Here is a 25,229-nt window from a genome sequence, read left to right as displayed (position 1 = left end):
GCGCAAGAGCCCGATCAACCGAGACCCATCGATGACCATCCGCCCCATAGTCCTGCTGCCCGATCCCCGTTTGCGCCTCGTTTCCGAGCCGGTGACAACGATCGACGCCGAGATTCGGACGCTCGTGGATGACATGCTCGAGACCATGTACGACGCCCCCGGCATCGGCCTTGCCGCCATTCAGATCGGCGTGCCGAAGCGGGTGGTCGTCATCGACCTCGCCAAAAAGGAGGAAGAGGAGCCGGCGCCCATGGTTTTCCTCAATCCGGAAGTGGTCTGGAAATCGGACGAGCTCGCCACCTACGAAGAAGGCTGCCTGTCGATTCCCGATTATTTCAACGAGGTCGAGCGCCCCGCGAAAGTGCGCGTGCGTTATATAGACCGGGACGGCAAGGAGCAGGAGATCGACGCCGACGGGCTTCTCGCGACCTGCCTGCAGCATGAGATCGACCATCTCAACGGTGCTTTGTTCATCGATCATATTTCGAAGCTGAAGCGTGACCGGGTGATGAAGAAATTCACCAAGGCGGCGCGGCTCGCGGTCTAGGCCGGAAGCCAGGACGCAAGGATTTCGAGTATCAAATGACTCTGCGCATCATCTTCATGGGGACGCCGGATTTTGCGTGTCCGGTTCTGTCCGAGATCGTCGGCCAGGGCCATGAAGTCGTGGCGTGTTATACGCGCGCGCCCAAACCCGCCGGGCGGCGCGGATTGGAACTGACGCCATCGCCGGTGCAGGTGGTGGCAGAGCGGTTTCACATTCCTGTGCTGACGCCGAAAAGCTTGCGCAGTGAGGAAGCCGCCGAACATTTCCGCGCGCACGACGCCGATGTGGCGGTCGTCGTCGCCTACGGGCTGATTTTGCCGAAAGCCATTCTCGATGCGCCGCGTCTAGGCTGTTTGAATTTGCACGGCTCGCTGCTGCCGCGTTGGCGCGGTGCGGCGCCGATTCAGCGCGCGATCATGGCGGGCGACACGGTGACCGGCGTCATGGTGATGCGTATGGACGAAGGGCTCGACACCGGACCGATCGGGATGGCGGAGAAAATCGCCATCACGCCCGAGATGAATGCGCGCGACTTGCACGACCGCATGGCGACGATCGGTGCCGACCTGATGGCGCGCGCGCTTGGCGCGTTGTCGCGTGGCTCGCTGCACTTTCAGCCGCAAGCGGAAGATGGCGTGACTTACGCCGCGAAAATCGACAAGGGCGAAACACGGATCGATTGGGCGAAGCCTGCGCCGGACGTGCATAATCACATTCGCGGCCTCACGCCCTTTCCGGGCGCTTGGTTCGAGATGGATTCCGGCAAGGGGCCGGAGCGCATCAAAGTTTTGCGCGCACATTTAGGAGCGCGGGCGTCCGGCGCCGGTGCGGGCGGGACGCCCGCGGTCCCAGGGACTACGCTTGATGGCAATCTCATGATTGCCTGCGGCACAGGCGCGATTCAACTCGCCGAAATCCAGCGCGCCGGCAAGGCACCGATGCAGGTCGCGGATTTCCTGCGCGGCACGCCGGTGGCGGCCGGAGCGAAGCTTAACTGACATGCCGCGCTACAAGCTCACCATCGAATATGACGGTACGCCCTTCGCCGGCTGGCAGCGGCAGGAGGTGCATCTCTCGGTGCAGCAGGTGCTGGAAGACGCGCTGTTCGGCGTCACCGGCGAGAGGCTGATCGTGCGCGGCGCGGGCCGCACCGATTCCGGCGTGCATGCGACCGGGCAGGTGGCGCATATCGAGACGAGCCGTGTCTGGCGCTCCGATACGATCCGCGATGCCGTGAATGCGCATATGCGGCCGCATCCGGTGGCGATCGTGCGCGCCGAGGAGGTCGGGGACGATTTCGACGCGCGCCACTCCGCGGTCAAGCGCCATTATCTCTACCGGATCATCAATCGCCGCGCGCCGTTGACCCTTGAGGCCGGGCGCGCCTGGCTGGTGAAGCGGCGCCTCGATGCACAAGCGATGGACACGGCTGCAAAACGCTTGCTCGGCAAGCACGATTTCTCGACCTTCCGCGACAGCGAATGCCAGGCGGAGAGCGCGCTTCGCACGCTCGATCAATTGGATGTGACGCGTGTCGGCGACGAGATTCATATCCGTTGCAGCGCAAGATCTTTCTTGCACCGGCAAGTGCGTTCGATGGTCGGCTCGCTCGAATATGTCGGCGCGGGCAAATGGACGGCGGATGATCTGCAGGCGGCGCTGGAGGCAAAGGACCGCCGCCGCTGCGGCATGGTCGCGCCGGCGGACGGGCTGTACTTGGTGCAGGTGGATTATTGAGGGTGCCGCGCGGCCTTCTGAAGGTGGCATGCGAAGCATGACGGATGAGGGGACACCCTTGCGAGATTAGCCGTTACGAATATCGAGAAAACTCACGATTCCGAGTCCCCTCATCCGACCGCCTTCGTCGGCCACCTTCTCCCTTTGGGAGAAGGGAGCGCGCGGCATCATTGCTGCAAGAAATACGCCTCCAAAACCTTCTCATAAATCACCGCCAATTGCTCGACATCCGCCACCGCCACATGCTCATCCACCTGATGCATCGTCTGGCCGACAAGGCCGAATTCGACGACGGGGCAATAATGCTGGATGAAGCGCGCATCCGACGTGCCGCCGGTCGTTGACAATTGCGGCGTGCGGCCCGTCACCGTATGCACGGCCGTGGCGACGAGCGTGGTGAAATCGCCGGGCTCGGTGAGGAACGCGACCGCATTGGTGGGGTCGAAGGTGAGCGTATAGGCCGCGCCTGCCGCCACCGCCGCGCAGCGCGCGCGCAATTCTGCCTCAAGGCTTTCCGGTGTCCATACATCGTTGAAGCGGATGTTGAACACCGCGCGGACCTCGGCCGGAATCACATTGGTTGCCGCATTGCCCGTATCGACCGTCGTCACTTCGAGATTGCTCGCATCGAAATGCGGCGTGCCCTCATCCAAAGGCTTTGCCTTAAGCGCGGTTAAAAGGCGCAGCATCGCTGGGATCGGATTGTCGGCAAGATGGGGATAGCCGACATGGCCCTGCTTGCCATGCACGACAAGGCGCCCGGTAAGCGAGCCGCGGCGGCCGATCTTGATCATGTCGCCAAGCGCATTCGGATTCGTTGGCTCGCCAACGATGCAATGATCGAAGATCTCGCCGCGGGCTTTCGCCCATTCGAGCAGCTTGACCGTGCCGTTGACCGCAGGGCCTTCTTCGTCGCCCGTGATCAGAAGCGAGATCGTGCCCTTGGGCGCGGCGTGCTTTTTGAGAAATCCCAGTGCCGCAGCGGCAAAAGCGGCGACACCGCCTTTCATGTCGGCCGTACCGCGTCCCCACACCTTGCCGTCGGCGATCGTGCCGGAGAACGGGTCGAAATGCCATTTTGCCGTATCGCCGGGCGGCACCACATCGGTATGGCCGGCAAAGGTGAAATGCGGTGCGCCGCTGCCGATCTTGGCGAAGAGATTGTCGACATCCGGCGTGCCCGGCGCGCTGAAGCGTGCGATCTCGACATCAAATCCCGCCGCAACGAGCACCTTGCGCAAGAGTTGCAGCGCGCCGCCTTCCTGCGGTGTGACGGATGGACAGCGGATGAGATCCTGCAAGAGAGCGACGGCAGGATGGGGCGCGCTCAATTCAATTCTCCCTTGGTGAAGCCGAGAACCACCACATTCCAGAAGGCGACCAGGCTCAAGCACACGCCCGCGAGCCACGATCCATAGGGCGGAAAAAAGGCGTTGAGGACCGGGCCGAAGGATGCGGCGAGATAGATGGCGGCCGGCAGGATCAAGCCGAGATAGGGCGAACGGCCAAGATCGCGGAAGCGCTTGGCGCTCACGAAATAATAGCACACATAGACCAAGATCATGACGATGTTGAAAATGCCGGAGAAGGTCATTTTCTGCATCAGTTCGAGCATATTCGTACTGTTGTCGAGGCGCATCACAGCGCTCACGATGGCATAGCGCAGCGCGGTTGCGATGAGCGCCGCGATGATCCACACGGCCCCCAGCAACGTGACCGCCAGCCACCAGGTGCGACGGTCGATCACGCCCTGGTCCTCGCGAAACAGGAAGCGAAGATTCTGCCGGGTGAATAGGCCGGGCATCAATCCCTCAGCAATTCGTTGATGCCGGTCTTCGAACGGGTCTGGGCATCGACGGTTTTCACGATCACCGCGCAATAGAGCGAGGGCCCCCAATTTTCGCCCGGCAGCGGCTTGCCGGGCAGGTTGCCCGAGACCACGACGGAATAAGGCGGCACATAACCGACATGGATCTTGCCGGTCGCGCGGTCGACAATCTTGGTGGAGGCCGAGATGAACACGCCCATGGCGAGCACCGAACCTTCGCCGACGATGACACCCTCGACCACTTCGGAACGCGCGCCGATGAAGCAATTGTCCTCGATGATGGTCGGGCCGGCCTGCAGCGGCTCCAGCACGCCGCCGATCCCGACGCCGCCGGACAGATGCACGTTCTTGCCGATCTGGGCGCAGGAGCCGACCGTCACCCAGGTGTCGACCATCGTGCCGGAATCGACATAGGCGCCGAGATTGACGAAGGAGGGCATCAGTACCGCGCTGGGCGCGATATAGGCCGAGCGGCGAACGATACAATTGGGCACCGAGCGGAACCCGGCCGCCGCGTGCTCGGCCGCGCCCCAGCCTTGGAATTTGGACGGGACCTTGTCCCACCAGGTGCTGTTGCCGGGGCCGCCGGCGATTTCGGCCATATCGTTCAGGCGGAAGGACAGGAGCACCGCCTTTTTCAGCCATTGATTGACCTTCCAGGAGTCGCGGCCTGTCGCGCCCGGCACTTTTTCGGCGACGCGCGCCTCGCCGGAGTCCAAAAGCGCAAGCGCCTTCTCCACCGCATCGCGCACGTCGCCGGTGGTTTGCGCATTGATCTGCGCACGGTCCTCGAAGGCGGCGTCGATGATGGTCTCAAGGGCGGCATGGGTCATGGGCAGTCTCCTATTCTTTCCGGCGGCGAGGTTTCAGGGCTAGAGCGGCGCTTGTCAATGGGGGATCGGGGCGGCGCCTGCGCGGCATGGCTGGCGTACCATTCCGCTCGCCAAATTGCCGCATTGGCTCCATATTAGCGGACATACGATTTGGGCCGCGCCGCGCGGCTGACCCCTAACAAGAGCCTTCATGACACAATCTTCGTTTCTCGACCGGTCCGGTCTCACCGGTTTTGCTGCCAGTTCCCTCAATCGCCTGTCGGAAAAGCGTGACGACGCGGCCTATCTCGCGGCGCTCCGGCGGGAGCCCGGGGCGCGGTCCGTCGTTCTCGCCGGCGATATTCCGGTGCTGAAGGATTTGAATGCCTTGTTCTCGCTTGCAGAGGCCGAAAGCTTGGGGCCGGTGCAGCACAGTGCGCTGCTCGGTCACGACGGCATTCATCCGGTCTTTGCCACATTGCTCGACGCCAGCGCCATCGAGACCAAGGAAACCGCCGATGATGGCGCGATGCTGGAGACGCGCGTCATCAGTCTGCGCGGGCGGCCCGACCTGAATTTGCAGGATCTGCGGTCCCTGGCGATACAGGGGCTGTTGCCGGCCAACGTGCTCGGCATTCTGGGTCACGCGAAGAGCCTGATGCACTGGCATATGCGGCATGGCTTTTGCCCGAACTGCGGGGCGCCGACGCGGATAGCGGCAGCCGGCTGGCGGCGCGAATGCGACGCGTGCAACGCCCATCATTTTCCCCGCGTCGATCCGGTCGCGATCATGCTGGCGGTCGATGGGGATCGCTGCCTCATGGGCCGGCAGGCGCGGTTTGCCCCCAAAATGTACTCCTGCCTCGCCGGTTTCATCGAACCGGGCGAGACGATGGAGGATGCGGTTCGGCGCGAATTGCACGAAGAGGCGGGGATCGAAACCGGCCGGGTGCACTACCTTGCGGCACAGCCTTGGCCGTTTCCTTCCTCCTTGATGATCGGCTGCATTGCCGAGGCCAAGACGACGGAACTCACCGTCGATACGACCGAACTCGAACATGCGCGCTGGTTCGACCGCGAGGAATGCCGATCGATTTTGCGGCGGGATCATCCGGACGGCTTGATTTGTCCGCCGAAAATGGCCATTGCCCATCATCTGCTGCGCGCCTGGGTCGAAGGCGATACGGGCGCACAATTTTGATGCGGTCAGGGGATGTGACGATGGGCGATACGGCGCTGGTTCTCTTCTCGGGCGGACAGGATTCCGCCACCTGCCTCGCCTGGGCGCTCGCGCGCTTTTCCCATGTCGAGACGGTCGGTTTCGACTATGGCCAGCGTCATCGCGTTGAGCTCGATCAGCGCGCGGTTCTACGTGAGCGCATGCTGCGCGACATGCCGCAATGGGCGGGCCGGCTCGGGCCGGATCATACGCTGTCGCTCGCGGCGCTCGGCGAGATTTCGGATACCGCTTTGACCAGCACCGCCGAAATCGCGTTCAACGCGCAGGGGCTCCCGAATACGTTCGTGCCGGGCCGCAACCTCATTTTCCTCACCTTCGCGGCGGCGCTCGCCTATCGGCGCGGCATCAAGCATATCGTCGGCGGCATGTGCGAGACGGATTTCTCCGGCTATCCGGATTGCCGTGACGATACGGTGAAGGCGATGCAGGTCGCGCTCAACCTGGGCATGGACCAGCGTTTCGTGCTGCACACGCCGCTGATGTGGATCGACAAGGCCGCGACCTGGCGTCTTGCCGAGGAGCTTGGCGGCGAGAGCTTGGTGCGCCTCATCGTCGAGGACACGCACACCTGCTATCTTGGGACACGCGGCGCGTTGCACGAATGGGGCCATGGCTGCGGCGAATGCCCGGCGTGCAAATTGCGCGCGGAAGGTTGGCGCAAATATCGGCAGATGAAGACAGCAGCATGAAAGAGCCGTTCTGGAAACGCAAAACGCTGGAAGAGCTAAACGCCAAGGAATGGGAAAGCCTTTGCGACGGCTGCGGCCGCTGCTGCCTCGTCAAGCTCGAGGACGAGGACACCGGCGAGGTGCATTTCACCAACGTCGCCTGCCGCCTGTTCGATACGGAGACCTGCCGCTGCGCGGATTACAAGAACCGCGCGAAGAAGGTCGCCGATTGCATCCGCTTGACGCCGCAGCAGGTACGCACGCTCTCGTGGTTGCCGCCGACCTGCGGCTATCGTCTGGTTGCCGAGGGACGGGATTTGCCGTGGTGGCACCCGCTCGTCTCGGGCGATCCTGCGACGGTGGCCGAGGCAGGCATTTCGGCGCATGGACGGGTGAAGGCGATGGAGGACGACGTGCCGTTCGAGAAGCTGCCGAAACATATCGTGCAATGGCCGAGGAAGGTGCCGGCGAAGGCGAAGTGAACGTAGGTTTTGTCGATTAGTTCCGGCGCTAATTCAATCTGTCGCGCAGTTCGTCGTAAGACACGATGACGTGTTCCTGGAAAGCTGGTCTCGATGCGAGACTTGCATAATACGCCTGTAGATGCGGGCGATTTTTGCGCGCAATCTCGATGTCGAAATAGCGATAGAGACAATGCCCGAATTGAATGTCGGCGAGCGTGAAATCGGGGCCGGCGAGATGGGCATTTTGCGCAAGCTGTTGCTCGGCGACATCCAGAAAGCGGTCCAGCGTTTCAAGGGCGGCGCCGATCGCCGCTGGATTGCGCTGCGCCGCAGGCATGCGCACGACGCGCCAGAAAACCGGCCCGGTGAAATTGCCGGCAATGTTGATCTTCGACCATTCCGCCCATTTGTCGACGGTGGCGCGCGCCTTATCGTTCTTGGGCCAGAAGCTCTCGGAGCCGTATCGTCCGGCCAAATAGCGCAGGATCGCACCGGTTTCCCATAAGGGTGGATCGTCGCCGTCGCGCAAGACGGGGATCGTGCCGTTCGGATTCAGGGCGCGAAATTCGGGTGTGTCGATGACGCCGTAGGTAAAGCCCGCATCGATACGCTCGAAGGCGAGCTGCAACTCGCCAACGCACCACATCAGGGCCTGGACGTTTGAAGAGGACTTTCTGCCCCAGATCGTCAGCATCGGACTTGGTGTTCCGTGTCTTATGCGCGCCGCTCGTTCTGGCTGCTCTTGCCGAGCGTCGCCATGACCTTCGCCACAATCCCCTTGGCATCGAGGCCCGCCTTGGCATACATCGCCTCGGGCTTGTCGTGGTCGAGATAGACGTCGGGCAGCACCATCGAGCGGACTTTCAGGCCGGAATCCAACAGGGCCGCGTCGGCGAGCAGGTGCAGCACGTGGCTGCCAAAGCCACCCATCGAGCCTTCCTCGATCGTGATCAGCACGTCATGGCCGCGGGCGAGCCTCAGCACCAGATCCTCGTCGATCGGTTTGGCGAATCTGGCATCGGCCACGGTGGTCGAAAGTCCATGCGCAGCCAGGTCTTCCGCCGCCTGCAGCGCCTCCGTGAGGCGCGTGCCGAGCGACAGCAGCGCGATGTGCGTGCCTTCGCGGATGATGCGGCCCTTGCCGATGGGCAGGACCTCGCCGCGCTCCGGCAGGTCGACGCCAACGCCCTCGCCGCGCGGGTAGCGGAACGCGATCGGGCCGGCGTTGTAGGCGGCGGCGGTCGCAACCATATGGACGAGTTCGGCCTCGTCGGCCGCTGCCATCACCACTATGCCGGGCAGGCAGGTCAGATAAGCGATGTCGAACGCGCCGGCATGGGTCGCGCCGTCCGCGCCCACGAAGCCGGCGCGGTCGATGGCAAAGCGCACGGGCAGCTGCTGCAGCGCGACGTCATGGATCACCTGGTCATAGGCGCGCTGCAGGAAGGTCGAGTAAATGGCGCAGAACGGCTTATAGCCTTCCGTGGCGAGGCCCGCCGCGAAGGTCACCGCATGCTGTTCGGCGATGCCGACATCGAAGGTGCGGGCCGGATGCACCTTGCTGAAGAGATCGACGCCCGTGCCGGACGGCATGGCGGCGGTGATCGCGACGATCTTGTCGTCGCGCGCCGCTTCCTTGATCAGGCTTTCGCCGAAGACTTTGGTGTAAGCTGGCGCGTTGGCCTTGGGCTTGACCTGCGTGCCGGTCACCACGTCGAACGTGTTGACGCCATGATATTTGTCGGCAGCGGCTTCGGCCGGCGCATAGCCCTTGCCCTTCTGCGTCACCACATGCACCAGCACCGGCCCGTGCGGCATGTCGCGCACGTTTTTCAACACCGGCAGCAGGTGGTCGAGATTGTGGCCGTCGATCGGGCCGACATAATAGAAGCCGAGTTCCTCGAACAAGGTGCCGCCGGTCCAGAAGCCGCGGCCGTATTCTTCGGTCCGCTTGGCTTTGTCGTAGAAGAATTTCGGCAGGCGTTTGGCGAGCTGCTTCACCGTTTCGCGCAACGACCGATACGTCTCCCCTGACACAAGCCGGGCGAGATAGGCCGACATGGCGCCGGTCGGCGGCGCGATCGACATGTCGTTGTCGTTCAAGATCACGATGAGGCGCGACTGCATGGCACCGGCATTGTTCATCGCCTCATAGGCCATGCCAGCGGACATGGCGCCATCGCCGATCACCGCCACCACATTGTTGTGTCCGGCGCGCAAATCGCGCGCCACCGCCATGCCGAGGCCGGCGGAAATCGATGTCGAGGAATGCGCCGCGCCGAACGGGTCGTAGGCGCTTTCCGACCGTTTGGTGAAGCCGGAGAGACCGCCGGTCTGGCGCAGGGTGCGAATCCGGTTCCGCCGGCCGGTCAGGATCTTGTGCGGATAGGCCTGATGGCCGACATCCCAGATGATCCGGTCGCGCGGCGTGTCGAAGACGTAATGCAACGCCACGGTCAATTCGACGACGCCGAGACCCGCGCCGAGATGGCCGCCGGTGACCGAAACCGCGTCGATGGTCTCGGCGCGCAATTCCGCCGCCACCTGACGCAGGGCGCTTTCCGGCAGTTCGCGAAGCTTGTCGGGCGTGGGGACCGTATCGAGCAGGGGCGTTTGCAGGCGTTTCGTCAAGGCAATCTCTTAAAGGTTCACGTCGGCATGGCACCGAGCCACACAAGTTTCCTACACCAAATTGGATATATACGGCAATTCGGGGCTGGTGCGGTGCAAAATAAGAGCAAAAGGACCAGCGACAAAGTGACCAACGCACATATCGGGCGCGGCCTGGATGGCCAATCTGCAAATTTAGATTTGCATTTGCGCGCGATAGCTCGGCGGACGCAATCGCTTTTCCGCCGGGCTAAAGGTCAATTCAGGCGGCGCGATCCTGGATAACCGGTTGCGTCATCGTATCCATGCTGCGTTTGGCGACATCGGACAGATGTTGCGCCTCGCGGGTATAATCCTGCGACGCCCGTTCCCAGAACTGGCGCTGCGCCTCGGTGGCCTGGCCAAGATCCGAGCACCCGCTCAAGCCGCGCCAGAAATCAGCCTGGGCTTGCAGCCGCTGGCCGAAAAAGCCGAGTATTTCCGACATGGCCTCGAGTTGGAAGTCGGTAAACCGCTTTTGCATCTGAAAGGCCGCATTCAAGTGTTGTTGCGGGTCGTAAGCCTGACCGGGCCCTTTGCCATTCTTCACATTTGCCATTGACGTCCTCCTCGATCTTGCGGAATGCGACGCGCTGCGGGGAGTGGATCGATCAGCGCCACGTCACGTGACGCGCATATGATATGCGGTGTTTGGCGGTTATGCCCGGCAGCGCAGAAGCGAAGCCGCATCAGCGGCTCTCATTGTGGTGAAAATAAGAAAAAAGCTGCCAGTTTTGTAGCGTATCGCGCATAAGCAACGACACGCCTATACCCTCACCACATGACATGCGGCGCAATTGCAAAGCCGCCGTCATGCAGCCGCTGAAATCGCGCGTCAGCAGTGCATTTTTGCAGATATTATGCCGATTGCTGGTGCAACTCGGTTTTGCGCGGCTGGGATTCCAGCAGCATGGAAACGGCGAAGACGGCAAAGCCGGATAGGCCCAGGAGCGCGCCGACCCAGCCCGTCGACGACCAGCCGAAACCCGCGGCGATGACCAGGCCGCCGAGCCACGCGCCAAGCGCATTGGCGATGTTGAAGGCCGAATGGTTGAGCGCCGCAGCCAAAGTCTGGGCGTCCGCCGCCACATCCATCAGGCGAGTCTGCAACGCGGGCACAATGGCAAAGCAGGTGCCGATCAGAAACACGTTCGGTACGGCCAGCCAAGCATTATGCGAGGTAAAGAAGAACAGTGCGAGCATGCACGTGTTCCACAGGATCGCCCCGCCGATGGTCGGCAGCAGGGCGCGGTCCGCGAGACGCGCCCCCACCAGGTTGCCGACGATCATGCCAGCGCCGAAAATGCACAGCACGACGGGCACGAAGGATTCGGCGAGGCCTGCGACCTCGACGAGAGTCGGCGTGATGTAGCTGTAAATGGCGAAGGTACCGCCGCAGCCGAAGGCGGCAATGCCGAGGGTGAGCCACACTTGCCGTTTGCCGAGCGCGGACAGTTCGCGCAGCGGCCCCGCGGCGGCATCGGGCCGGTCTTGCGGCGCAAACAGCCAGACGAGCGCGACCGTCAGCAGGCCGATCGCGCCGACCGCGGCGAAGGCGGCGCGCCAGCCGAGGCCCTGGCCGAGCCAGGTCGCGAGCGGCGTGCCGATCAGGGTCGCGATGGTGAGTCCGAGCATGACGCGGCCCACCGCTTGCGCGCGTTTTTCCGGCCCCGCCATGCCGGCGGCGACCAGAGAGGCGACGCCGAAGTAGGCGCCATGCGGCAGGCCGCTGAAGAAACGCAAGGCGGTGAGGACAGTGAAGTCCGGGGCGAAGGCGCTGGCGAGATTGCCGGCGCCGAAAATGGCCATCAGCAGGAGCAGGAGCGCGCGGCGCGACAATTTTGCCGCCATCACCGCGATCAGCGGCGCACCGACCACGACGCCGAGCGCATAGGCGGAAATGATATGGCCCGCCGTCGGGATGGACACGTTCAAATCCTGCGCGACGTCGGGCAGCAGCCCCATCGTCGCAAATTCACCGGTTCCAATAGCAAAACCGCCGATGGCAAGAGCAAATTCGGCCCAAAAGGCATGGGACCGCGAGGCTGAAGCAGCTGCGTAAGACAAAGTCGAAATCCCGGGAGAGGCGCGCTTCTGCGGCGCGCAGGAATAGTGTGGCGACTATAGGCCATTCTGTGCGATTTGTGCGGTGCAAGATCGCATGGCTGCCATCGCCTTATGTCAAAAGCGACACGCTGGCCGGAAGATTTCAGAACCGCGGCACCAGAGCATCCGCCATTTGCGCGACCTTCTCACGGGGCAGGGGCGCAATCAGGATATAGCCGCGCCCGTCATGCGCCCAGGCAACCGAGGAAAACGCCCCGCGATTCTCGCTGTGCGGACCGGTATCGGCTTCGCCATTGGCGATCATGCAGAAGAGGATCGGGTGGCCGGCGGCGTCCGTATAGACAATCTGTCCGAGCGCCGCCTTGCCATAAGCCAAGATCTGGGCGCCGCGATATTGCGCATCGCTGAGCGCGATGCGATCGGGTCTCAGAGTAAGTCCGACCTTTTCGCCCAGCCGGGCCAACTCGTCGGCTTGCGCGGATGCGTCAGGCGGCGAGCCGGCAAATGTCTCCGTGGTGTAGAGGGCGGCGTATTCCGCAACCGCCATACGCCAATCTTCTTTTTGCTCATTGGCGGCAATGAAGCTTTGCGGCGCGGCCACCCAAGAGGGTGCGAAACGGCCGAGCACGATGCCGCAGGCCAGGAGCGCGAGCGCCGCGGCGACACGCCAGCCGCGCGCGCGCGGCGCGGCTTGCACCGGATGGGAGGCTAGGAGTTGGCTCAAGGAAGCTTCCAGCCGCGTCGTTGGCGCTTGGGCCAGCAGCGCCTCGAAGGCGGGGGCAAAGGCGACATCGCCGGCGCGGATCTGGGTCAGCCGCAAGAGCAAATCGGGCTCGTTGGCCAGCCGCGCTTGCAATGCAATAGTCGCGGCATCGTCCAATTTGCCATCGACAAAGGCAACGAGCACGGCATCGTCATCCATTTCGCTCACGTCGTTCAGGCCTGTCATTTCATCGCGCTCATCGCCCGCCGGGCGCTGGCAAGACGGCTCATCACGGTTCCGATCGGCACACCCATTATGTCTGCGGCTTCATCATACGTGTATCCTTCGGCGTAGACCAGCAGAACGGCTTCCCGCTGCGCCTCGGGAAGACGTCCCACGGCAGTTAACACTTGAGCGGCAGTTATATTCGTTTCGATTTCCCGTGCGCCGTCGAAAACCAGCGCCTCGCTCGCGTCAATGAAGCCGCCGCCCTCGCGGATATGCCTGGCGCGCAACTCGTTCAGCCAGATCGACCGCAGGATGGAAAACAACCAGCTATCGAGCCGCGAGCCTGGAATGAATTGATCGGCCCGTTCGATCGCGCGCAAACACGTGGCCTGGACCAGATCGTCCGCCACATGGCGCGCGCCCGAAAGCACTGTGGCGTAACGCCAAAGCCGCACCAGATGCGCCGCCAATCCGGCCCGCACCTCGGAGGCGCCGGCCGCGCTCACACGCAAGTCTCCCGACGCGTCACCATTTCGCTCCACCACAAAAACTCTGCGTCGCGACGAATAAATCCCGCCGCCGAGGTGTTTTCGATGCATCCGGCATTTTGGAGGCGATCATCATGACCAAGAATGTAGCACAGCATCGCACACCCCTTGCAACGACTTTGCACCGCATCGCCTGGGTGATGGCGGTGGTGGGAATGGTTTCGAGCGCCTCGCTGGCCTTCGCACATGGCGGTGGCGGAGGAAGCGGCGGTGGCGGTGGAGGCGGCGGATCAAGTGGTGGTGGTTCAGGTGGCGGCGGAACGGGTGGCGGCGCCAGCGGGGGAGGGGGCTCGGCGTCTGGCGGAGGCGCGAGCAGTGGGAGCGGCGGTTCGTCCGGTCACCAGGATCTGACCACGTGCGCGCAGGGCATGGTGTGGGATGCCAAGAACCACGTATGTCTCATGCGGCACAGCGGCGTTCTGCCGGACTACGATCTGACCGAATATGCGTTCGCCCTCGCCAAGGCGAAGCGCTACCAAGAAGCCCTTGATACGCTCGACACGCTGCAAAATCCCGACACGCCGCGGGCGCTGAACTATCGCGGCTACGCGACGCGCAAACTCGGCCGCACCGAAGAGGGCATCGCCTATTACCAGCGCTCGGTCGAACTCGATCCGAACTATACGCAAGTTCGCGAATATTTGGGTGAAGCCTATGTGACGCTCGGAAAGTTCGATGATGCGCGCGAGCAATTGGCGACGATCGAAAAGCTTTGCGGCTCGAAGGCCTGCGAGGAATACGAGGAACTGTCTGACGCGATTGCGAAGGGAAATGATGTTGAGTGATCTGCGCTGGCTCTAAGGCTGAACAGCAGCCTCAACAAAAGGAGATGCCTATGGCAGCGCGGCTCGGCGCATCGCGACATGCGGAGAGAGAAACCTCTCTCCTCCAGCATGTTTCAGCACCGCTCACCTTTATCGCACGCGCGCTGATGGCGGGCATGTTCATTCACGAAGGCTACGGCAAGATCACAGACTACAGCGATACGATCGATTATATGCAGAGCTTCGGCGTGAATGGACATCTTCTGCCGCTGGTGATCGTGACCGAACTCGGCGGCGGTCTGATGATCCTGCTTGGCTTTGGCACGCGCCTGGCGGCGATCGCCCTCGCGGGGTTCTCGCTGCTGGCCGCAGCCTTCTTCCACACCAATTTCGCCGACGCGATGGAAGCCATCCATTTTCAGAAAGACGTGACCATCGCCGGCGGCTTTTTGATCCTGGCGCTGGCCGGGCCGGGTGCGTGGTCGATCGACGCGTGGCGCTGGCATCGCGCGTGAGGGAGCGATTCTTGGTGCAGAAAAAATAATGAAAAATCGGATTGGCCGGGGGTGCGCCGCGCCGTGTTTATCGGCGGGATTTGACGGATGCCCCGTTCTCGCGCCAGATTGTAGCCGTTTCAAAAATAAGCGTTAATCTGGGATACGCTGGTTGGGGGGACGGCCGTGAACACACAATCGGTGTGGGATCAAGTGCAGGCTTTTGTCGAACACTTGCAGCCATGGCTAGTGCAAGATGTTTTCACACTCATCAATCTTGTCCAAATCCCCGCGGTGCTCCTGACTGGAGCGGTGACTTGGCTGATCACGCGGCCTTTGCACAAATATGCCGTCGATTGGGTGGGCAATGTTTCAGCCGGTCAGCGTCTCGACTGGATCGCGCTGCACCAAGAGTGGCTTGTCCACCGGCTTGTGCCTCTGCTCGCTCCCGTGGCTTGGATTGCCGGCCTCGCCGTTTCGCTGGCCCTGGCGGAAGCTTTCGACTGGCCGAGTGGGATCATTCGGATTTGCATCAATTTGCTGGCGGCCTGGCTCATCATCCGCCTCGCCGCCGATTTCGTCCGCTACGAGGCGCTGGCCCAGTTGATCAGCGTTTTTGCCTGGATCGTCGCGGCGCTCAATATCCTTCATCTTCTGGGGCCGACAGTTGATCTGCTTGATTCCGGCGCCGTCGTGCTGGGCGGCATCCGGGTGTCGCTACTGACCGTGGTAAAGGGGATTTTCTCGTTCAGCATTCTGCTCTGGCTCGCCACCAGCGTATCGCGCTTTTTGGAGCGGCGTATTACCAGAATCCCGGAAGTGACGCCGCGCGCTCAAGTGCTGCTCGGCAAGTTGATCCAAATTACCCTGGTCGCGTTGGCGGTCGTCATCGCGCTGTCGAGCATCGGGATAGATCTATCGCAATTCGCCTTCTTCACCGGCGCCCTCGGCATCGGTCTCGGCCTCGGCCTGCAGAAAACCGTGTCCAATCTGTTCAGCGGTATCGTGCTGTTGCTCGACAAATCGATCAAGCCGGGCGACGTCATCGAGGTGGGCGGTACGTTTGGCTGGGTGACGTCGCTCGGCGCCCGCTATGTGTCGGTCGAAACCCGCGACGGGGTGGAATATCTCATTCCCAACGAGGACATCATCACCCGCCAGGTGGTCAACTGGTCGCACCGCAACACCATTGTGCGCCTGAAAGTGCCGATCCGCGTGCCGCTGAGTGCCGATCTCGACGAGGTCTGCAAGCTCATTCTTCTCGCTGCGCTAGAGCCGCCACGCATCCTGGCACGTCCCGCGCCGGTTGCATTCGTCATGGCCTTTGGCGAAAGCGCCATCGAACTGGAACTGCGCTTCTGGATCAGCGACGCCCACAACGGCGTCGCCAACGTCAAAAGCCAGGCGCTGCTCGCGGTGTGGCGACAATTCAAGGCGCACGGCATCACCCTTCCCTATCCGAAGCACGATGTGATTGTCGGGCGGTCGAAGCTCGGGGAGAGGGGATGACGGCGATCGGCTCACTGCTCGTCAATGCGTTGCCCGATATAAGCGATGGCCTGTTCGTAGACGGTAGCGGCATTCCAGGCCTGGATGGCGGCATAATTCGGCTCGCCGGGTTGATAGCCTTCTCCGGCGACCCAGCCGTGGGCCTTAAGATAGTTTGCAGTCGATTCCAGCGCGCCCTGCGGCGTTTCGAGATCGCCGACGCCGTATTCGAGCACCGTTTTGGGCATGAACTGCGTCTGCCCGACTTCCCCGTGCATGGAGCCGCGCGTCTGCGCTGAAAACTTGCCGCGATCCACGAGTTTGAGCGCCGCATAGAGCTGGTCGGTAAAGTAGTCCGTCCGGCGGCAATCATAGGCGAGCGATGCGATTGAGGAGAGCATGTTCTGGTCGCCATGCACGGCGCCGAAGCCGGTTTCCATGCCCCAAATCGCCAGCAGCGGCCCTGGTGGCACGCCGTAATGATGTTCGATCGACGCGAAAAGATCGGCCCGGGATTTTATCAGCGTCTTCCCGCGCGCGATGATGACATTGCCGCCGCGCTTGGCCAGGAATTGCTGCAACGACTGGTTAAAGCCGTGCTGGCCCCGGTCGGCGGAGATCGTGGCCGAAGCATAATGCGTCGCCATCAAGGCGTCGATGCCCTCAGCGCCAATGCCCTGCGCCCGCGCCTCGTCGGCAAAATCCTGCTTCCAGGCCTCAAAGCCAGCAGCCGTATGCCCGCACGAAGCGGCGGAGGCGCCGGACAGCCACGCCAAATTCAATGCTAGAGCGGCAAACACACTGATGTTGGTCCTCAAGCGCATCCGAAAGTCCTCTCTAGCACGGATTGAGCAGGCGTATCCGTGCCAGTATCTAGACTTCTGTGTCCCGATCAAGGCAGTTCAGTCGGGTGCTCCGCCGCCGCAATTCGGAGCCACCGCTCCAATGCTGCCCGCGCATAAGACATAAGCATTTGAAGAAAATCAGAAAATCGCTCTATCAGTTCGTTCCCAAAAACCGTTCATGTGCTTACCAATTGTCCGCATTCCATTCGGGCGGCTCGCACCGCCATTTGTTCCTTCACGCGATTCGCTTCAGGAGCGCGACCGTCTCGGTCGCAGCGGCAGCGCAACTCGGGTCTACCCGCGTTGCGCAAATAAATGCAGCAAACCAAGTTTATCCGAGTTGCTGTCGCGCCGCCTAAAAACGATGTTCATGATATGTTCTTATTGCTGCATTTGTCAAGGATTTTGCGGCTTCTTCGCGAGTCATTGCCCCGAATGTATGCAAGGTTCGATCCGAGCGAGGCTTGTCCGCCCCCGATAAGCGGCACTCTGAATCGCATGGCCGCACTCGTGCCGGGTCCCATGCACCGGCCAGATCGTCGGCGTTCAATCGATGGTGCACGCGATCTTGAAAGGTGTTGCAAAAATCGGTTGCTGAACTCTACTTTTGCGACCGATTTTCGCAACGAGAAGAGGCGCGAGATTTCAGCGGGCGAGCGGCGTGTCGCAAGAGTCAAAAATCATCGAAATCGGGTGCGCCTGATGGAATAAGAGCTGGGGAATATTCTATGTTGGATCAATGGAATAACTTTTTTGTCATGGTGGGCGGCGGCGCGGCGGCGCTTGCAGGGTTGATCTTTGTCGCAATGTCGATCAATCCCGAAGGCATTGTCCGAAACACGACGCATAAGAACCGGGCAATCAATATGCTCTCGGGCTTCAGCGCGATTTTCATGGCATGCGGCTTTGCGCTTTTGGGAAAGCAATATCTTATCGCACTTGGCTTGGAATGGTTTTTCCTTTGGCTTGTCGCAACGATCATATTTGTCAGAGGTTATGTTGTCGCGCTCAGAGCGGGGATGAGTTCCATTGGGTTGACCACGCCGCGGCTTGCGGGCGGCACAATATGTTACCTCGTTGAAGTTGTGGGCGCAGTTTTACTTATTCTCGGACATACCGAAGGACTTTACATCGCCGCTGTTGCAACCATTGTTTTGTTCGCCTTCCTCATTTCGGGTGCATGGCTCCTGATCATCGGCATCTACGAAGAGCCAACCAACTAAGTGATGGAATTACGGTGACAGTGCATTTACTTTAAAGCGGACAGGCAGGTGCGGCAACGAAGTGCACTGTCACCGTAATTTGTAGTTTCGGTGGCGGAATCCCTTTCACACGATGAAAGGAGACAGGAGCGGCATGCTCACGCTCTATAGGGAGGAGCTTCGGGCCGTGATGCGCGGTCGTTTCGCCTGGGCGGGTGCGGCTATCGTGCTTTTTGGCCTCGGCGGCCTCTCGGCCGTGGCCACGCAGGACAGCTGGCTCGATGGCTATGGCGTCATCGGCTATTTCCTGGCACCGATCTGCTTCCTGCCGCTGGCAGCCGGCGTCATCGCCAGCCCGCGCGCCAACCGCTTCGTTGAAAGCGTTTTTACCGCACCGGTCGACCGACGGGACTGGTTCGTTGCAAAGATTCTCGTCATCCTGACGCTCGCCTGCGCCTATTATATCGCCGTTGCGCCACTTGCGGCCGTCTATGTGGCCAATGTCGGCATGCCCTTCCTGCTCGGCAGGCTCTTGATCTGGACGCCGGGAATTCTGCTGGTCTGCATTGCCGTCGGCACCCTTATCGGCGTGCTATTCATCGGGCGCAGCGTCGCGCCGCCCGTTGCCACAGGCGTTGGCGTCATGCTGGTGTATGCCGTGTTGGTGCCCCTGCAGGAACTGCTGGTCACTCGCGGCTATGGTGCAACCGCTACGGGCCACGTGGCGCTGATCAGCCCGCTGGTCCTCCTGAAGAATGGGCTGGGTTTCACGCTCGCCACCAATGCCGTTGCCGCAACCACGACCATGACCTGGGTTTGCCTGTTCCTGATCGTGGCGGGGGCCTTCGCCCTGGCGGCATGGATATTCCTCCGCGCGCAGGGCGTCGAATCCTGGGAAGCCTCACCTGGCCAACGCATCGCGATCGCGCTGTCACTGGCAGCCTTCGTACTGATCCCGCCTCTGCTGGGCGACACGAATTACGACAAGGATGCGCCACCGAGCAACGACGCCCCCGCCATACCCGGTCTTTTCCTGCGCGGCGGCGGACAGCTCGCCTTGGTTGATCCGCATGCGCCTGCTCCCACGACCTGCTGCGATACCCTTCTCAACCGGGACATATGGCCTTCGCTCCCGACCGACCGGGTCACCAGTCAGGATCTCCTGCTGTTCCTTCCAGTCGACAGCAAGCAGCATCTGACGCAGCTCGATGTCCATGTCACCGGCCAGAACGGCCTTGATGTCCAAGTTGTGCCGGTGGCCTCGGCCGACATCCTGTATCATCTGGAAACGAGGACCTATCCTCCGGGCATCGGACCCGCGGATGCGGATGGGCATCATGTCGAAACAGGCTGGGTCGCACGCTTACCTGTCCAATTAACGCCCAAGAGCCCATGGGACATTGGCGGCGTGCGCTACCCGATCGATGTCAGCGCCACCTATGCGGTGGAGGGCAACTCGCAGGCCACGACACTGAATGCGAGAGCCGCCGTGGAGGCACATGTGCCGAACGCCCTTGCCGAAATGGCGGTGGCCGGCGCCGTCTTCCCGCTTCTGTGCCTGTTTGCGATCCTTACCCGCTGGAGGCGGACCCGATGAGCGAACTCGCCGTTGAGACCATGGGCCTCACACGCCGCTTCGGCTCCCTGGTGGCGGTCGACGAGATCAGTCTCAAGGTTGCCAAGGGGCAACTTTACGGCTTCCTTGGCCTCAACGGCGCAGGTAAGACCACCACAATCCGGATGCTGACCACTCTGTTGCCGCCGACGAAGGGCAGCGCGAAACTGTTGGGTCACGACATCACTGAAGAGCCGCTTGCCGTGCGCAAACTCATCGGCCTCGTCAGCGACGAGACGAGTGAAAGCCAGTCGGACTGGACGGCCCGCGAATATCTCACCTATTTCGCCCGCATTCGCGGCCTTGCCAATGTCCGGGACACGGTCGAGCAATGCCTGAGCAATGTGGGGCTGGCGGAGCACTTTCGCGGCAAGTTGATCGGAACCTACAGCACCGGCATGAAGCGCCGCGTCGAGATCGCCCGCGCCCTCCTGGGCAATCCCAAGGTGCTGTTCCTGGATGAGCCGACGCGCGGGCTCGACCTGCCGGCCAAACGAGAGACCTGGCGGCTGCTGCGGGATCTTGCCTCCCGCGAGGGGGTGACGACTTTCCTCAGCAGCCACGACGCGCAGGAGATTCGAACTTTGTGCACGCAAATCAGCGTGATCGCCACCGGCAAGCTGGTCTTCTCCGGTCCCGCGCAGGACCTCGGCGCCGATCTCGACACCTTTGAGGGCAAGTTGATCGAATTGCTGACTTCTCACTTAGAATTGCGGTGACAGTGCATTTTACTCAAAGCGAACAAGCAGGTGCGGCAATGAAGTGCATTGTTACCGCAATTTCGGGAGGCTCGTGAGCGCCTGAGCCGACGAGAGACCGGAAACGAGAGGCATGCCAAGCACAGGTGCCGGGGTGGATCGACCTACAGGCCCCTGTCAACTTGCAAGGGCGCGTGCTAGATCACTTGCAATGGATGCGCCGGCGTGATGCGGCGTGCCCGCAATCTTCCTCAGGCAAAGGCGATCACGATGAGACAGCTCAGTGAAGAGGGCCGACGGACCCTGGGCGCGATTGCAGAGCGATATGGGGTCAGCCTCGGCGCGGTGGAACACCTTCTGATGGCGATGATCGCCGGGCAGGCGACACAGGCGCAGTTCAACCATCCCGATCTCGGTGGGATGGGGCAATGGTCGCAGGGCGGCATGATCATGATCGGCGACATGTTCAACAATGCGCTGAAGGCGAACGTGGCCGGGATGTGTTCCGAGCTTGCGGCCTTGGTGCGCGGGATGGATTTGCCGGGCCCGCAGACGTCGCACCAGTCCCAGTCCCAATATCAAGGTCAGGGTGGCGGCGTCAGCCTGTTCGTGCCTGGCGCACTATCGGCTGGCAACTGGTGGCCCGAAGAACTCGGGAATCCGGCCTCGACCGGGGCGCAGAATAACCTGCGCTATGCCTTTTTCCCGGACGCCCGGCGGCTGGCGATCGATCTCGGTGGCCGGGTGACGGTCTATGACACGAAGGACCACAGAATTGGTGGGTTCTCACAGCAGCAAAGCGGCGACCAGTCGCTGAGCTTTACCTCGCAATATGGGCTGGTGAAAATTTCGGAACTGAATGTGGTCCGGCCGGGCGGCGAGGAACCGGCGGAGACGCCGGCACCCGCACCTGCCGCCGCCCCGGCGGCGCCGTCGATCTTCGCATCGCCCGCTCCGGAACCCGTTGCGCCGCAACAAGCGGCACGTCCGACACCTGCGGCAATTCGGTCGGACGAGGACATCTTCGACAAGATCGAACGCCTCGCGGCCCTGCACGCCAAAGGCATTCTCACGGATCAGGAATTCGAGGCCAAAAAGGCGGAATTGCTCAGCCGACTGTAGGTCCGATGACCAGGGCTTGCCGCACGAAGGTTGTTGATCTGCCTGTCGAATTGGCCCAGTGTGGAATAAAACATGACATTGCGTGAATGTCGTGATAGTTTAATTCATGTCGATCTTAAATTTTTCCGCTCCCGCAGAGATATTTTCAAAATCAAAAACGGTTGGGTGGATAAGAACTCCTATAAAATATCGTCGATTTGAGAGCCTTTCTCTTGCTGTGCAATTTGCAATGGAAGAATACGGAGCCAAGCTGAACAGCATATCCATCCATGTAGAAAATTTTGAATATACGGGCGATGCCATCCGTTCTCTCTACGAGAGTGAAGGCTATCCCCTGCCCAGAACATCCGCTCATAGCAATGATGCCGGCCGCGGCTCGTTTTCGGCCTCCCGCGAACCTCTTTCGAGGTCGCACAAATTCAAGTTGGGCGATACGGTCGTTTTCCAACATCCTGGGCTGAAACGCCCAAGTGGGGTGTATGAAGTCGTCAAGATCCTCCCCACGGAGAAGGCGGAACCGGCCTATCGCATCAAGAGCACGAGCGAGCGGCACGAGCGGGCCGTCGAGGAACATGAGATATCCATGGCGTGATGGGACGATCTCTTCGCGGATCGGGCCCGGATCACCTTAAGCGACGCTTCGAACACATATGCTTTGCCCGTTGAAGCAGGGCGCATGAACAAGCCTGCGTCGATTTTCCATTCAACTTCACTTTCCATTCAACTTCACAAGGAGACTGTTCTTTGCAAGTGCTGGTACGAGATAACAACGTCGAACAAGCCTTACGGGTGCTGAAGAAAAAACTGCAGCGGGAGGGCGTTTTTCGCGAGATGAAGCGCCGTAGAGCTTACGAGAAGCCCTCGGAGAAGAAAACTCGTGAGAAGGCCGAAGCGGTGCGCCGTGCGCGCAAGCTCGCGCGCAAACAGGCCCAACGTGAAGGCCTCCTCCCGGCCCCGAAGCCGCGCGATGCCGCCACGAAGCGCGGCGGCCCCAACACACGGCCTGTCGCGAAGGCACCTGTATAGAACGAGAATCTTGATCTTTCCTGCTTTTGTTGCCGGCGATTTTTTGCGAGCGAGGCCATGTGCCGCGCAAATCAGGATATGCGTTGCGGCGCGCAAACGAAAACTGCTAAGGGATCGAGTAGGGTTGCGTGGTCGCATCGTCGCGGATCGTTTTCGCGTCGCGTCGGGACGCCCAATCGTGCCAGCGGCATTGTCGCCGCTATGGCGAACTAGTTGGGCGGACCACACGTGAGCAAGTCAGGGACCGGACGCGGTTGGCGTAAGACGAAACACGCCGCCGAATATCTTCTGCTCCGTAGCCTCGTCGGCTTGTTGCATGTCTTGCCGCTTGATTTTGGCTCCTGGGCCATGGGCTCGTTGTGGTGGCTGATCGCACCGCAACTGCATCGTCACGAACGCGCATCGCGGCATCTGGCCGCGGCATACCCCGCGAAAAGCGCTGTCGAAATCGACGCGCTGACCCGTCTCATGTGGATGCATTTGGGGCGAACATTCGCAGAAAGCCTGATGGTGAACCGTATCGTCAAGGCTGGACGGATCGAAGATGCGAGCGGCCCGTTGATCGAGACGATGAAGGCAAGCGACAAAGGCATCGTTTTTGTCTCACTCCATACTGGCAATTGGGAACTCGTCGTCGTTCCGACCGTTACGCACGGTATAACGGTTGCCGGCGTCTACCAACGCATGAAGAATCCGCAGGTTGACAATTATATCGCGCTCACACGCCGAGACCGCTATCCGCGTGGCCTTTTCGCCAAGGGGGCGGACATAGGCGGAAAACTGATGCGTATCGTGCGCAGCGGCGGCGCCATTGCAATGCTCGCGGATTTGCGCGATCGCAATGGGCTTCTTGTCCCATTTTTCGACCGACTGGCACCGTCCACGACCTTTCCAGCATTGCTTGCCAGAAGTAATGACGCGTTCCTGGTCGCGGCTCGCGTTATCCGAACACGAGGCGTACGTTTTCGGATCGAAGCTGAAATCCTTGATGTGCCCCACACCGAAGATCGAAATGCCGACATCGATGAGGCAACGCAACAGACTCAGCGGCTCTTTGAAGAGTGGGTGCGCGAATATCCCGAGCAGTGGATGTGGGCGCACCGCCGGTGGGAATAGATTTTGTGGCGTCTGCGATATTTCGAAATAACGGACCGCGATGCCGAGCCGATCGCCTCCGCAACCGATCGGTCAATTTGCCTTGTCCAGAAAAGCCCGAATGGTGGCGATGGACCCGTGGCTATGATGATGCCGGCACCTCGTAGGTCCAGACTCGAAACGACTTCAGGACATGCGGGCCGAACGAGTTGATGAGAGGGACATCGGCCGCGTCGCGGCCATGCGCAACCACGACCCGACCAATGCGCGGGACGTTGTTGCGCGGATCGAACGTGTGCCATGCTCCGTCGAGGAAGACCTCTATCCAGGCGCTGAAGTCCATCGGGTCGACGACAGGCACGCCAATATCGCCAAGATGGCCGTTGACATAGCGCGCGGGAATGTTGAGGCAGCGACAAAGCGCCACCGCGAGATGCGCGAAGTCGCGGCAGACGCCGATGCGCTCATGGAACACCTCGAGAGCCGTTCGCGTCGAGCGGGCTTGCATATAATCAAAATGAATGTGGCCGTGTACGAAGTCGCAGATTGCCTGCACCCGACCCCAGCCAGGCGGAACCTTACCGAACATATCCCATGCAATCTGGCTGAGACGGTCCGTCTCGCAATAGCGGCTACCCATAAGATAGGTGAGGCACGCATCCGGCAGCGCCGGCACAGGGACTTCCCGAGCCTCTGGAAGTAGCCGGTCCGGCATGCCGTCATCCTCGATCGTGGCATCACCCCAAATCATCAGGTCGCCCCGCGGCGCGACAAGCCGTCGGCAGCGATTGCCGAACAGGTCGCGATAGGTCGACACGGGCACGTGCGGTGCGGTGAAGGTCGTCTCTGGGACCCTGATATGGGCCGCATAATCCTCGTGGGCCGACAATAAGCATACCAGTGCCGTCGGCTGTTCGCAGGTCAAGGTGATTTCATAGCCGTAGCGGATCAGCATCGGCCGCCTACCGAAAATCGGAGGCGGTGAGAGTGTAGCAACTATGGCGGCCGTGCGAATAGGCCACGCGCGCGACGTCATGAATGGTTGGGCACAATGTATCGAAAGCGGAAAGACATTTCGATTCCGACATCCGGACTCCTCGTGATCCTCGGTCGGCGAGTGCCGCAGCCTCGACGAAGAACCGTATTTCGAACACGCCGTCATGACCGAAGAAACAAACCGCGTTCCGCGCCTTATCGAAATTGCGGCTCGGATTAGGGAAGGCCAGCGTCATGGTTGGCTCACCGTTTCGGTGCGAGCCGCGGAGGATGGCAGTCGGTTGACAAGCTCTTCTCTGCGCCGGAGGTTGCGATGGTTGAGCGACAACATGCTATGGGTTGCTTCCGACCGGTTCAGGCCGATCATTATTGCAAGTCATGACAAAGCGTGCG

At 61.3% G+C, this 25,229-nt stretch carries 28 protein-coding genes; 16 read left to right on the top strand and 12 right to left on the bottom strand.

All coding sequences use genetic code 11. From position 1 onward, the window contains the following. Positions 1-31 precede the first annotated feature (31 nt). The 3 genes from V9T28_RS15180 to truA are packed head-to-tail and all read left to right on the top strand — an operon-like array spanning position 32 to position 2,284. Positions 32-547, top strand: coding sequence for a peptide deformylase (locus tag V9T28_RS15180; RefSeq protein WP_116399903.1), 516 nt, complete (start codon positions 32-34; stop codon positions 545-547). Positions 548-588: 41 nt separating this feature from the next. Next, positions 589-1,545 carry a methionyl-tRNA formyltransferase gene (gene fmt / locus V9T28_RS15175; protein WP_199500072.1) on the top strand — a complete coding sequence of 319 codons (957 nt, stop codon included), beginning with the start codon at positions 589-591 and terminating at the stop codon, positions 1,543-1,545. Between the two features lies 1 nt (position 1,546). Beyond that, a complete protein-coding gene (truA, locus tag V9T28_RS15170; protein WP_116399901.1) occupies positions 1,547-2,284 on the top strand; it encodes a tRNA pseudouridine(38-40) synthase TruA in 738 nt (245 codons plus the stop codon). 167 nt (positions 2,285-2,451) lie between these two features. Here truA and dapE read toward each other — a convergent pair whose 3' ends face one another. Genes dapE through dapD form a run of 3 tightly spaced genes read right to left on the bottom strand, consistent with a single transcriptional unit; the run spans position 2,452 to position 4,945 of the window. Further along, on the bottom strand, positions 2,452-3,615 hold the full coding sequence (dapE, locus tag V9T28_RS15165) for a succinyl-diaminopimelate desuccinylase (protein ID WP_116399900.1): 1,164 nt from the start codon (positions 3,613-3,615) through the stop codon (positions 2,452-2,454). Next, complete coding sequence (locus V9T28_RS15160; RefSeq protein ID WP_116399899.1) at positions 3,612-4,088, bottom strand: DUF805 domain-containing protein; 477 nt, start codon at positions 4,086-4,088, stop codon at positions 3,612-3,614. The genes dapE and V9T28_RS15160 overlap by 4 nt, the downstream gene beginning before the upstream one ends. Beyond that, positions 4,088-4,945, bottom strand: a complete 858-nt coding sequence (gene dapD, locus V9T28_RS15155) for a 2,3,4,5-tetrahydropyridine-2,6-dicarboxylate N-succinyltransferase (protein ID WP_116399898.1) — start codon at positions 4,943-4,945, stop codon at positions 4,088-4,090. The genes V9T28_RS15160 and dapD overlap by 1 nt, the downstream gene beginning before the upstream one ends. A gap of 190 nt (positions 4,946-5,135) precedes the next feature. Between dapD and nudC the strand changes: the two genes are divergently transcribed. Genes nudC through V9T28_RS15140 form a run of 3 tightly spaced genes read left to right on the top strand, consistent with a single transcriptional unit; the run spans position 5,136 to position 7,314 of the window. Next, entirely contained in the window at positions 5,136-6,125 is a 990-nt protein-coding gene (gene nudC, locus V9T28_RS15150) for an NAD(+) diphosphatase (protein ID WP_116399897.1), read from the top strand. 20 nt (positions 6,126-6,145) lie between these two features. Beyond that, positions 6,146-6,853: a 7-cyano-7-deazaguanine synthase QueC gene (queC, locus tag V9T28_RS15145; protein WP_339071775.1), complete on the top strand. Its 708-nt coding sequence runs from the start codon at positions 6,146-6,148 to the stop codon at positions 6,851-6,853. Further along, a complete protein-coding gene (locus tag V9T28_RS15140; RefSeq protein WP_199500049.1) occupies positions 6,850-7,314 on the top strand; it encodes a YcgN family cysteine cluster protein in 465 nt (154 codons plus the stop codon). The genes queC and V9T28_RS15140 overlap by 4 nt, the downstream gene beginning before the upstream one ends. Positions 7,315-7,342: 28 nt before the next feature. Here the strand turns inward: V9T28_RS15140 and V9T28_RS15135 are convergent, their stop codons facing one another. The 6 genes from V9T28_RS15135 to V9T28_RS15110 all read right to left on the bottom strand — a co-directional run bounded on the left by V9T28_RS15135 (position 7,343) and on the right by V9T28_RS15110 (position 13,449). Next, a complete protein-coding gene (locus tag V9T28_RS15135; protein ID WP_116399894.1) occupies positions 7,343-7,990 on the bottom strand; it encodes a glutathione S-transferase family protein in 648 nt (215 codons plus the stop codon). 20 nt (positions 7,991-8,010) lie between these two features. Next, positions 8,011-9,927 carry a 1-deoxy-D-xylulose-5-phosphate synthase gene (dxs, locus tag V9T28_RS15130; RefSeq protein WP_339071772.1) on the bottom strand — a complete coding sequence of 639 codons (1,917 nt, stop codon included), beginning with the start codon at positions 9,925-9,927 and terminating at the stop codon, positions 8,011-8,013. A 241-nt stretch (positions 9,928-10,168) separates the two neighbouring features. After that, entirely contained in the window at positions 10,169-10,504 is a 336-nt protein-coding gene (locus V9T28_RS15125) for a phasin family protein (protein WP_116399731.1), read from the bottom strand. Between the two features lie 299 nt (positions 10,505-10,803). After that, positions 10,804-12,012, bottom strand: a complete 1,209-nt coding sequence (locus V9T28_RS15120; protein ID WP_245423953.1) for an MFS transporter — start codon at positions 12,010-12,012, stop codon at positions 10,804-10,806. A 142-nt stretch (positions 12,013-12,154) separates the two neighbouring features. Continuing rightward, positions 12,155-12,961 carry a hypothetical protein gene (locus V9T28_RS15115; RefSeq protein WP_116399730.1) on the bottom strand — a complete coding sequence of 269 codons (807 nt, stop codon included), beginning with the start codon at positions 12,959-12,961 and terminating at the stop codon, positions 12,155-12,157. Then, on the bottom strand, positions 12,958-13,449 hold the full coding sequence (locus tag V9T28_RS15110; protein WP_245423950.1) for an RNA polymerase sigma factor: 492 nt from the start codon (positions 13,447-13,449) through the stop codon (positions 12,958-12,960). Before V9T28_RS15110 ends, V9T28_RS15115 begins: the two co-directional genes overlap by 4 nt. 116 nt (positions 13,450-13,565) lie before the next feature. Between V9T28_RS15110 and V9T28_RS15105 the strand changes: the two genes are divergently transcribed. The 3 genes from V9T28_RS15105 to V9T28_RS15095 all read left to right on the top strand — a co-directional run bounded on the left by V9T28_RS15105 (position 13,566) and on the right by V9T28_RS15095 (position 16,258). Further along, positions 13,566-14,276, top strand: coding sequence for a tetratricopeptide repeat protein (locus tag V9T28_RS15105; protein WP_245423948.1), 711 nt, complete (start codon positions 13,566-13,568; stop codon positions 14,274-14,276). Positions 14,277-14,326: 50 nt separating this feature from the next. Further along, entirely contained in the window at positions 14,327-14,770 is a 444-nt protein-coding gene (locus V9T28_RS15100; protein WP_116399728.1) for a DoxX family protein, read from the top strand. Between the two features lie 165 nt (positions 14,771-14,935). After that, on the top strand, positions 14,936-16,258 hold the full coding sequence (locus V9T28_RS15095; RefSeq protein ID WP_158554743.1) for a mechanosensitive ion channel family protein: 1,323 nt from the start codon (positions 14,936-14,938) through the stop codon (positions 16,256-16,258). Positions 16,259-16,269: 11 nt separating this feature from the next. Here the strand turns inward: V9T28_RS15095 and V9T28_RS15090 are convergent, their stop codons facing one another. Next, complete coding sequence (locus V9T28_RS15090; RefSeq protein ID WP_116399726.1) at positions 16,270-17,061, bottom strand: lytic murein transglycosylase; 792 nt, start codon at positions 17,059-17,061, stop codon at positions 16,270-16,272. A 749-nt stretch (positions 17,062-17,810) separates the two neighbouring features. Between V9T28_RS15090 and V9T28_RS15085 the strand changes: the two genes are divergently transcribed. The 7 genes from V9T28_RS15085 to V9T28_RS15055 all read left to right on the top strand — a co-directional run bounded on the left by V9T28_RS15085 (position 17,811) and on the right by V9T28_RS15055 (position 23,861). Continuing rightward, positions 17,811-18,305, top strand: coding sequence for a hypothetical protein (locus tag V9T28_RS15085; protein ID WP_116399725.1), 495 nt, complete (start codon positions 17,811-17,813; stop codon positions 18,303-18,305). A 133-nt stretch (positions 18,306-18,438) separates the two neighbouring features. After that, entirely contained in the window at positions 18,439-19,881 is a 1,443-nt protein-coding gene (locus tag V9T28_RS15080) for an ABC transporter permease (RefSeq protein WP_158554742.1), read from the top strand. Further along, complete coding sequence (locus tag V9T28_RS15075; RefSeq protein WP_158554741.1) at positions 19,878-20,618, top strand: ABC transporter ATP-binding protein; 741 nt, start codon at positions 19,878-19,880, stop codon at positions 20,616-20,618. The genes V9T28_RS15080 and V9T28_RS15075 overlap by 4 nt, the downstream gene beginning before the upstream one ends. Before the next feature lie 249 nt (positions 20,619-20,867). After that, positions 20,868-21,719, top strand: coding sequence for an SHOCT domain-containing protein (locus tag V9T28_RS15070; protein WP_116399891.1), 852 nt, complete (start codon positions 20,868-20,870; stop codon positions 21,717-21,719). Positions 21,720-21,825: 106 nt separating this feature from the next. Next, on the top strand, positions 21,826-22,311 hold the full coding sequence (locus V9T28_RS15065) for a hypothetical protein (protein ID WP_147306402.1): 486 nt from the start codon (positions 21,826-21,828) through the stop codon (positions 22,309-22,311). A gap of 152 nt (positions 22,312-22,463) precedes the next feature. Continuing rightward, positions 22,464-22,745 (top strand): 30S ribosomal protein S21, encoded by a 282-nt coding sequence (gene rpsU / locus V9T28_RS15060; protein WP_116399722.1) that lies wholly within the window; start codon positions 22,464-22,466, stop codon positions 22,743-22,745. Positions 22,746-23,093: 348 nt separating this feature from the next. Continuing rightward, positions 23,094-23,861: a lysophospholipid acyltransferase family protein gene (locus V9T28_RS15055; protein ID WP_245423946.1), complete on the top strand. Its 768-nt coding sequence runs from the start codon at positions 23,094-23,096 to the stop codon at positions 23,859-23,861. Between the two features lie 121 nt (positions 23,862-23,982). Here V9T28_RS15055 and V9T28_RS15050 read toward each other — a convergent pair whose 3' ends face one another. Continuing rightward, positions 23,983-24,795: a transglutaminase-like domain-containing protein gene (locus tag V9T28_RS15050; RefSeq protein ID WP_116399720.1), complete on the bottom strand. Its 813-nt coding sequence runs from the start codon at positions 24,793-24,795 to the stop codon at positions 23,983-23,985. A 7-nt stretch (positions 24,796-24,802) separates the two neighbouring features. Beyond that, positions 24,803-25,072 (bottom strand): DUF1488 domain-containing protein, encoded by a 270-nt coding sequence (locus tag V9T28_RS15045; RefSeq protein ID WP_116399719.1) that lies wholly within the window; start codon positions 25,070-25,072, stop codon positions 24,803-24,805. Positions 25,073-25,229 lie beyond the last annotated feature (157 nt).

It is taken from the genome of Methylovirgula sp. 4M-Z18 (genome assembly GCF_037890675.1).
Lineage (GTDB): Bacteria > Pseudomonadota > Alphaproteobacteria > Rhizobiales > Beijerinckiaceae > 4M-Z18.
Note: the sequence above shows the minus strand (reverse complement) of the source record. Positions and strands in the feature narration are given on the sequence as shown.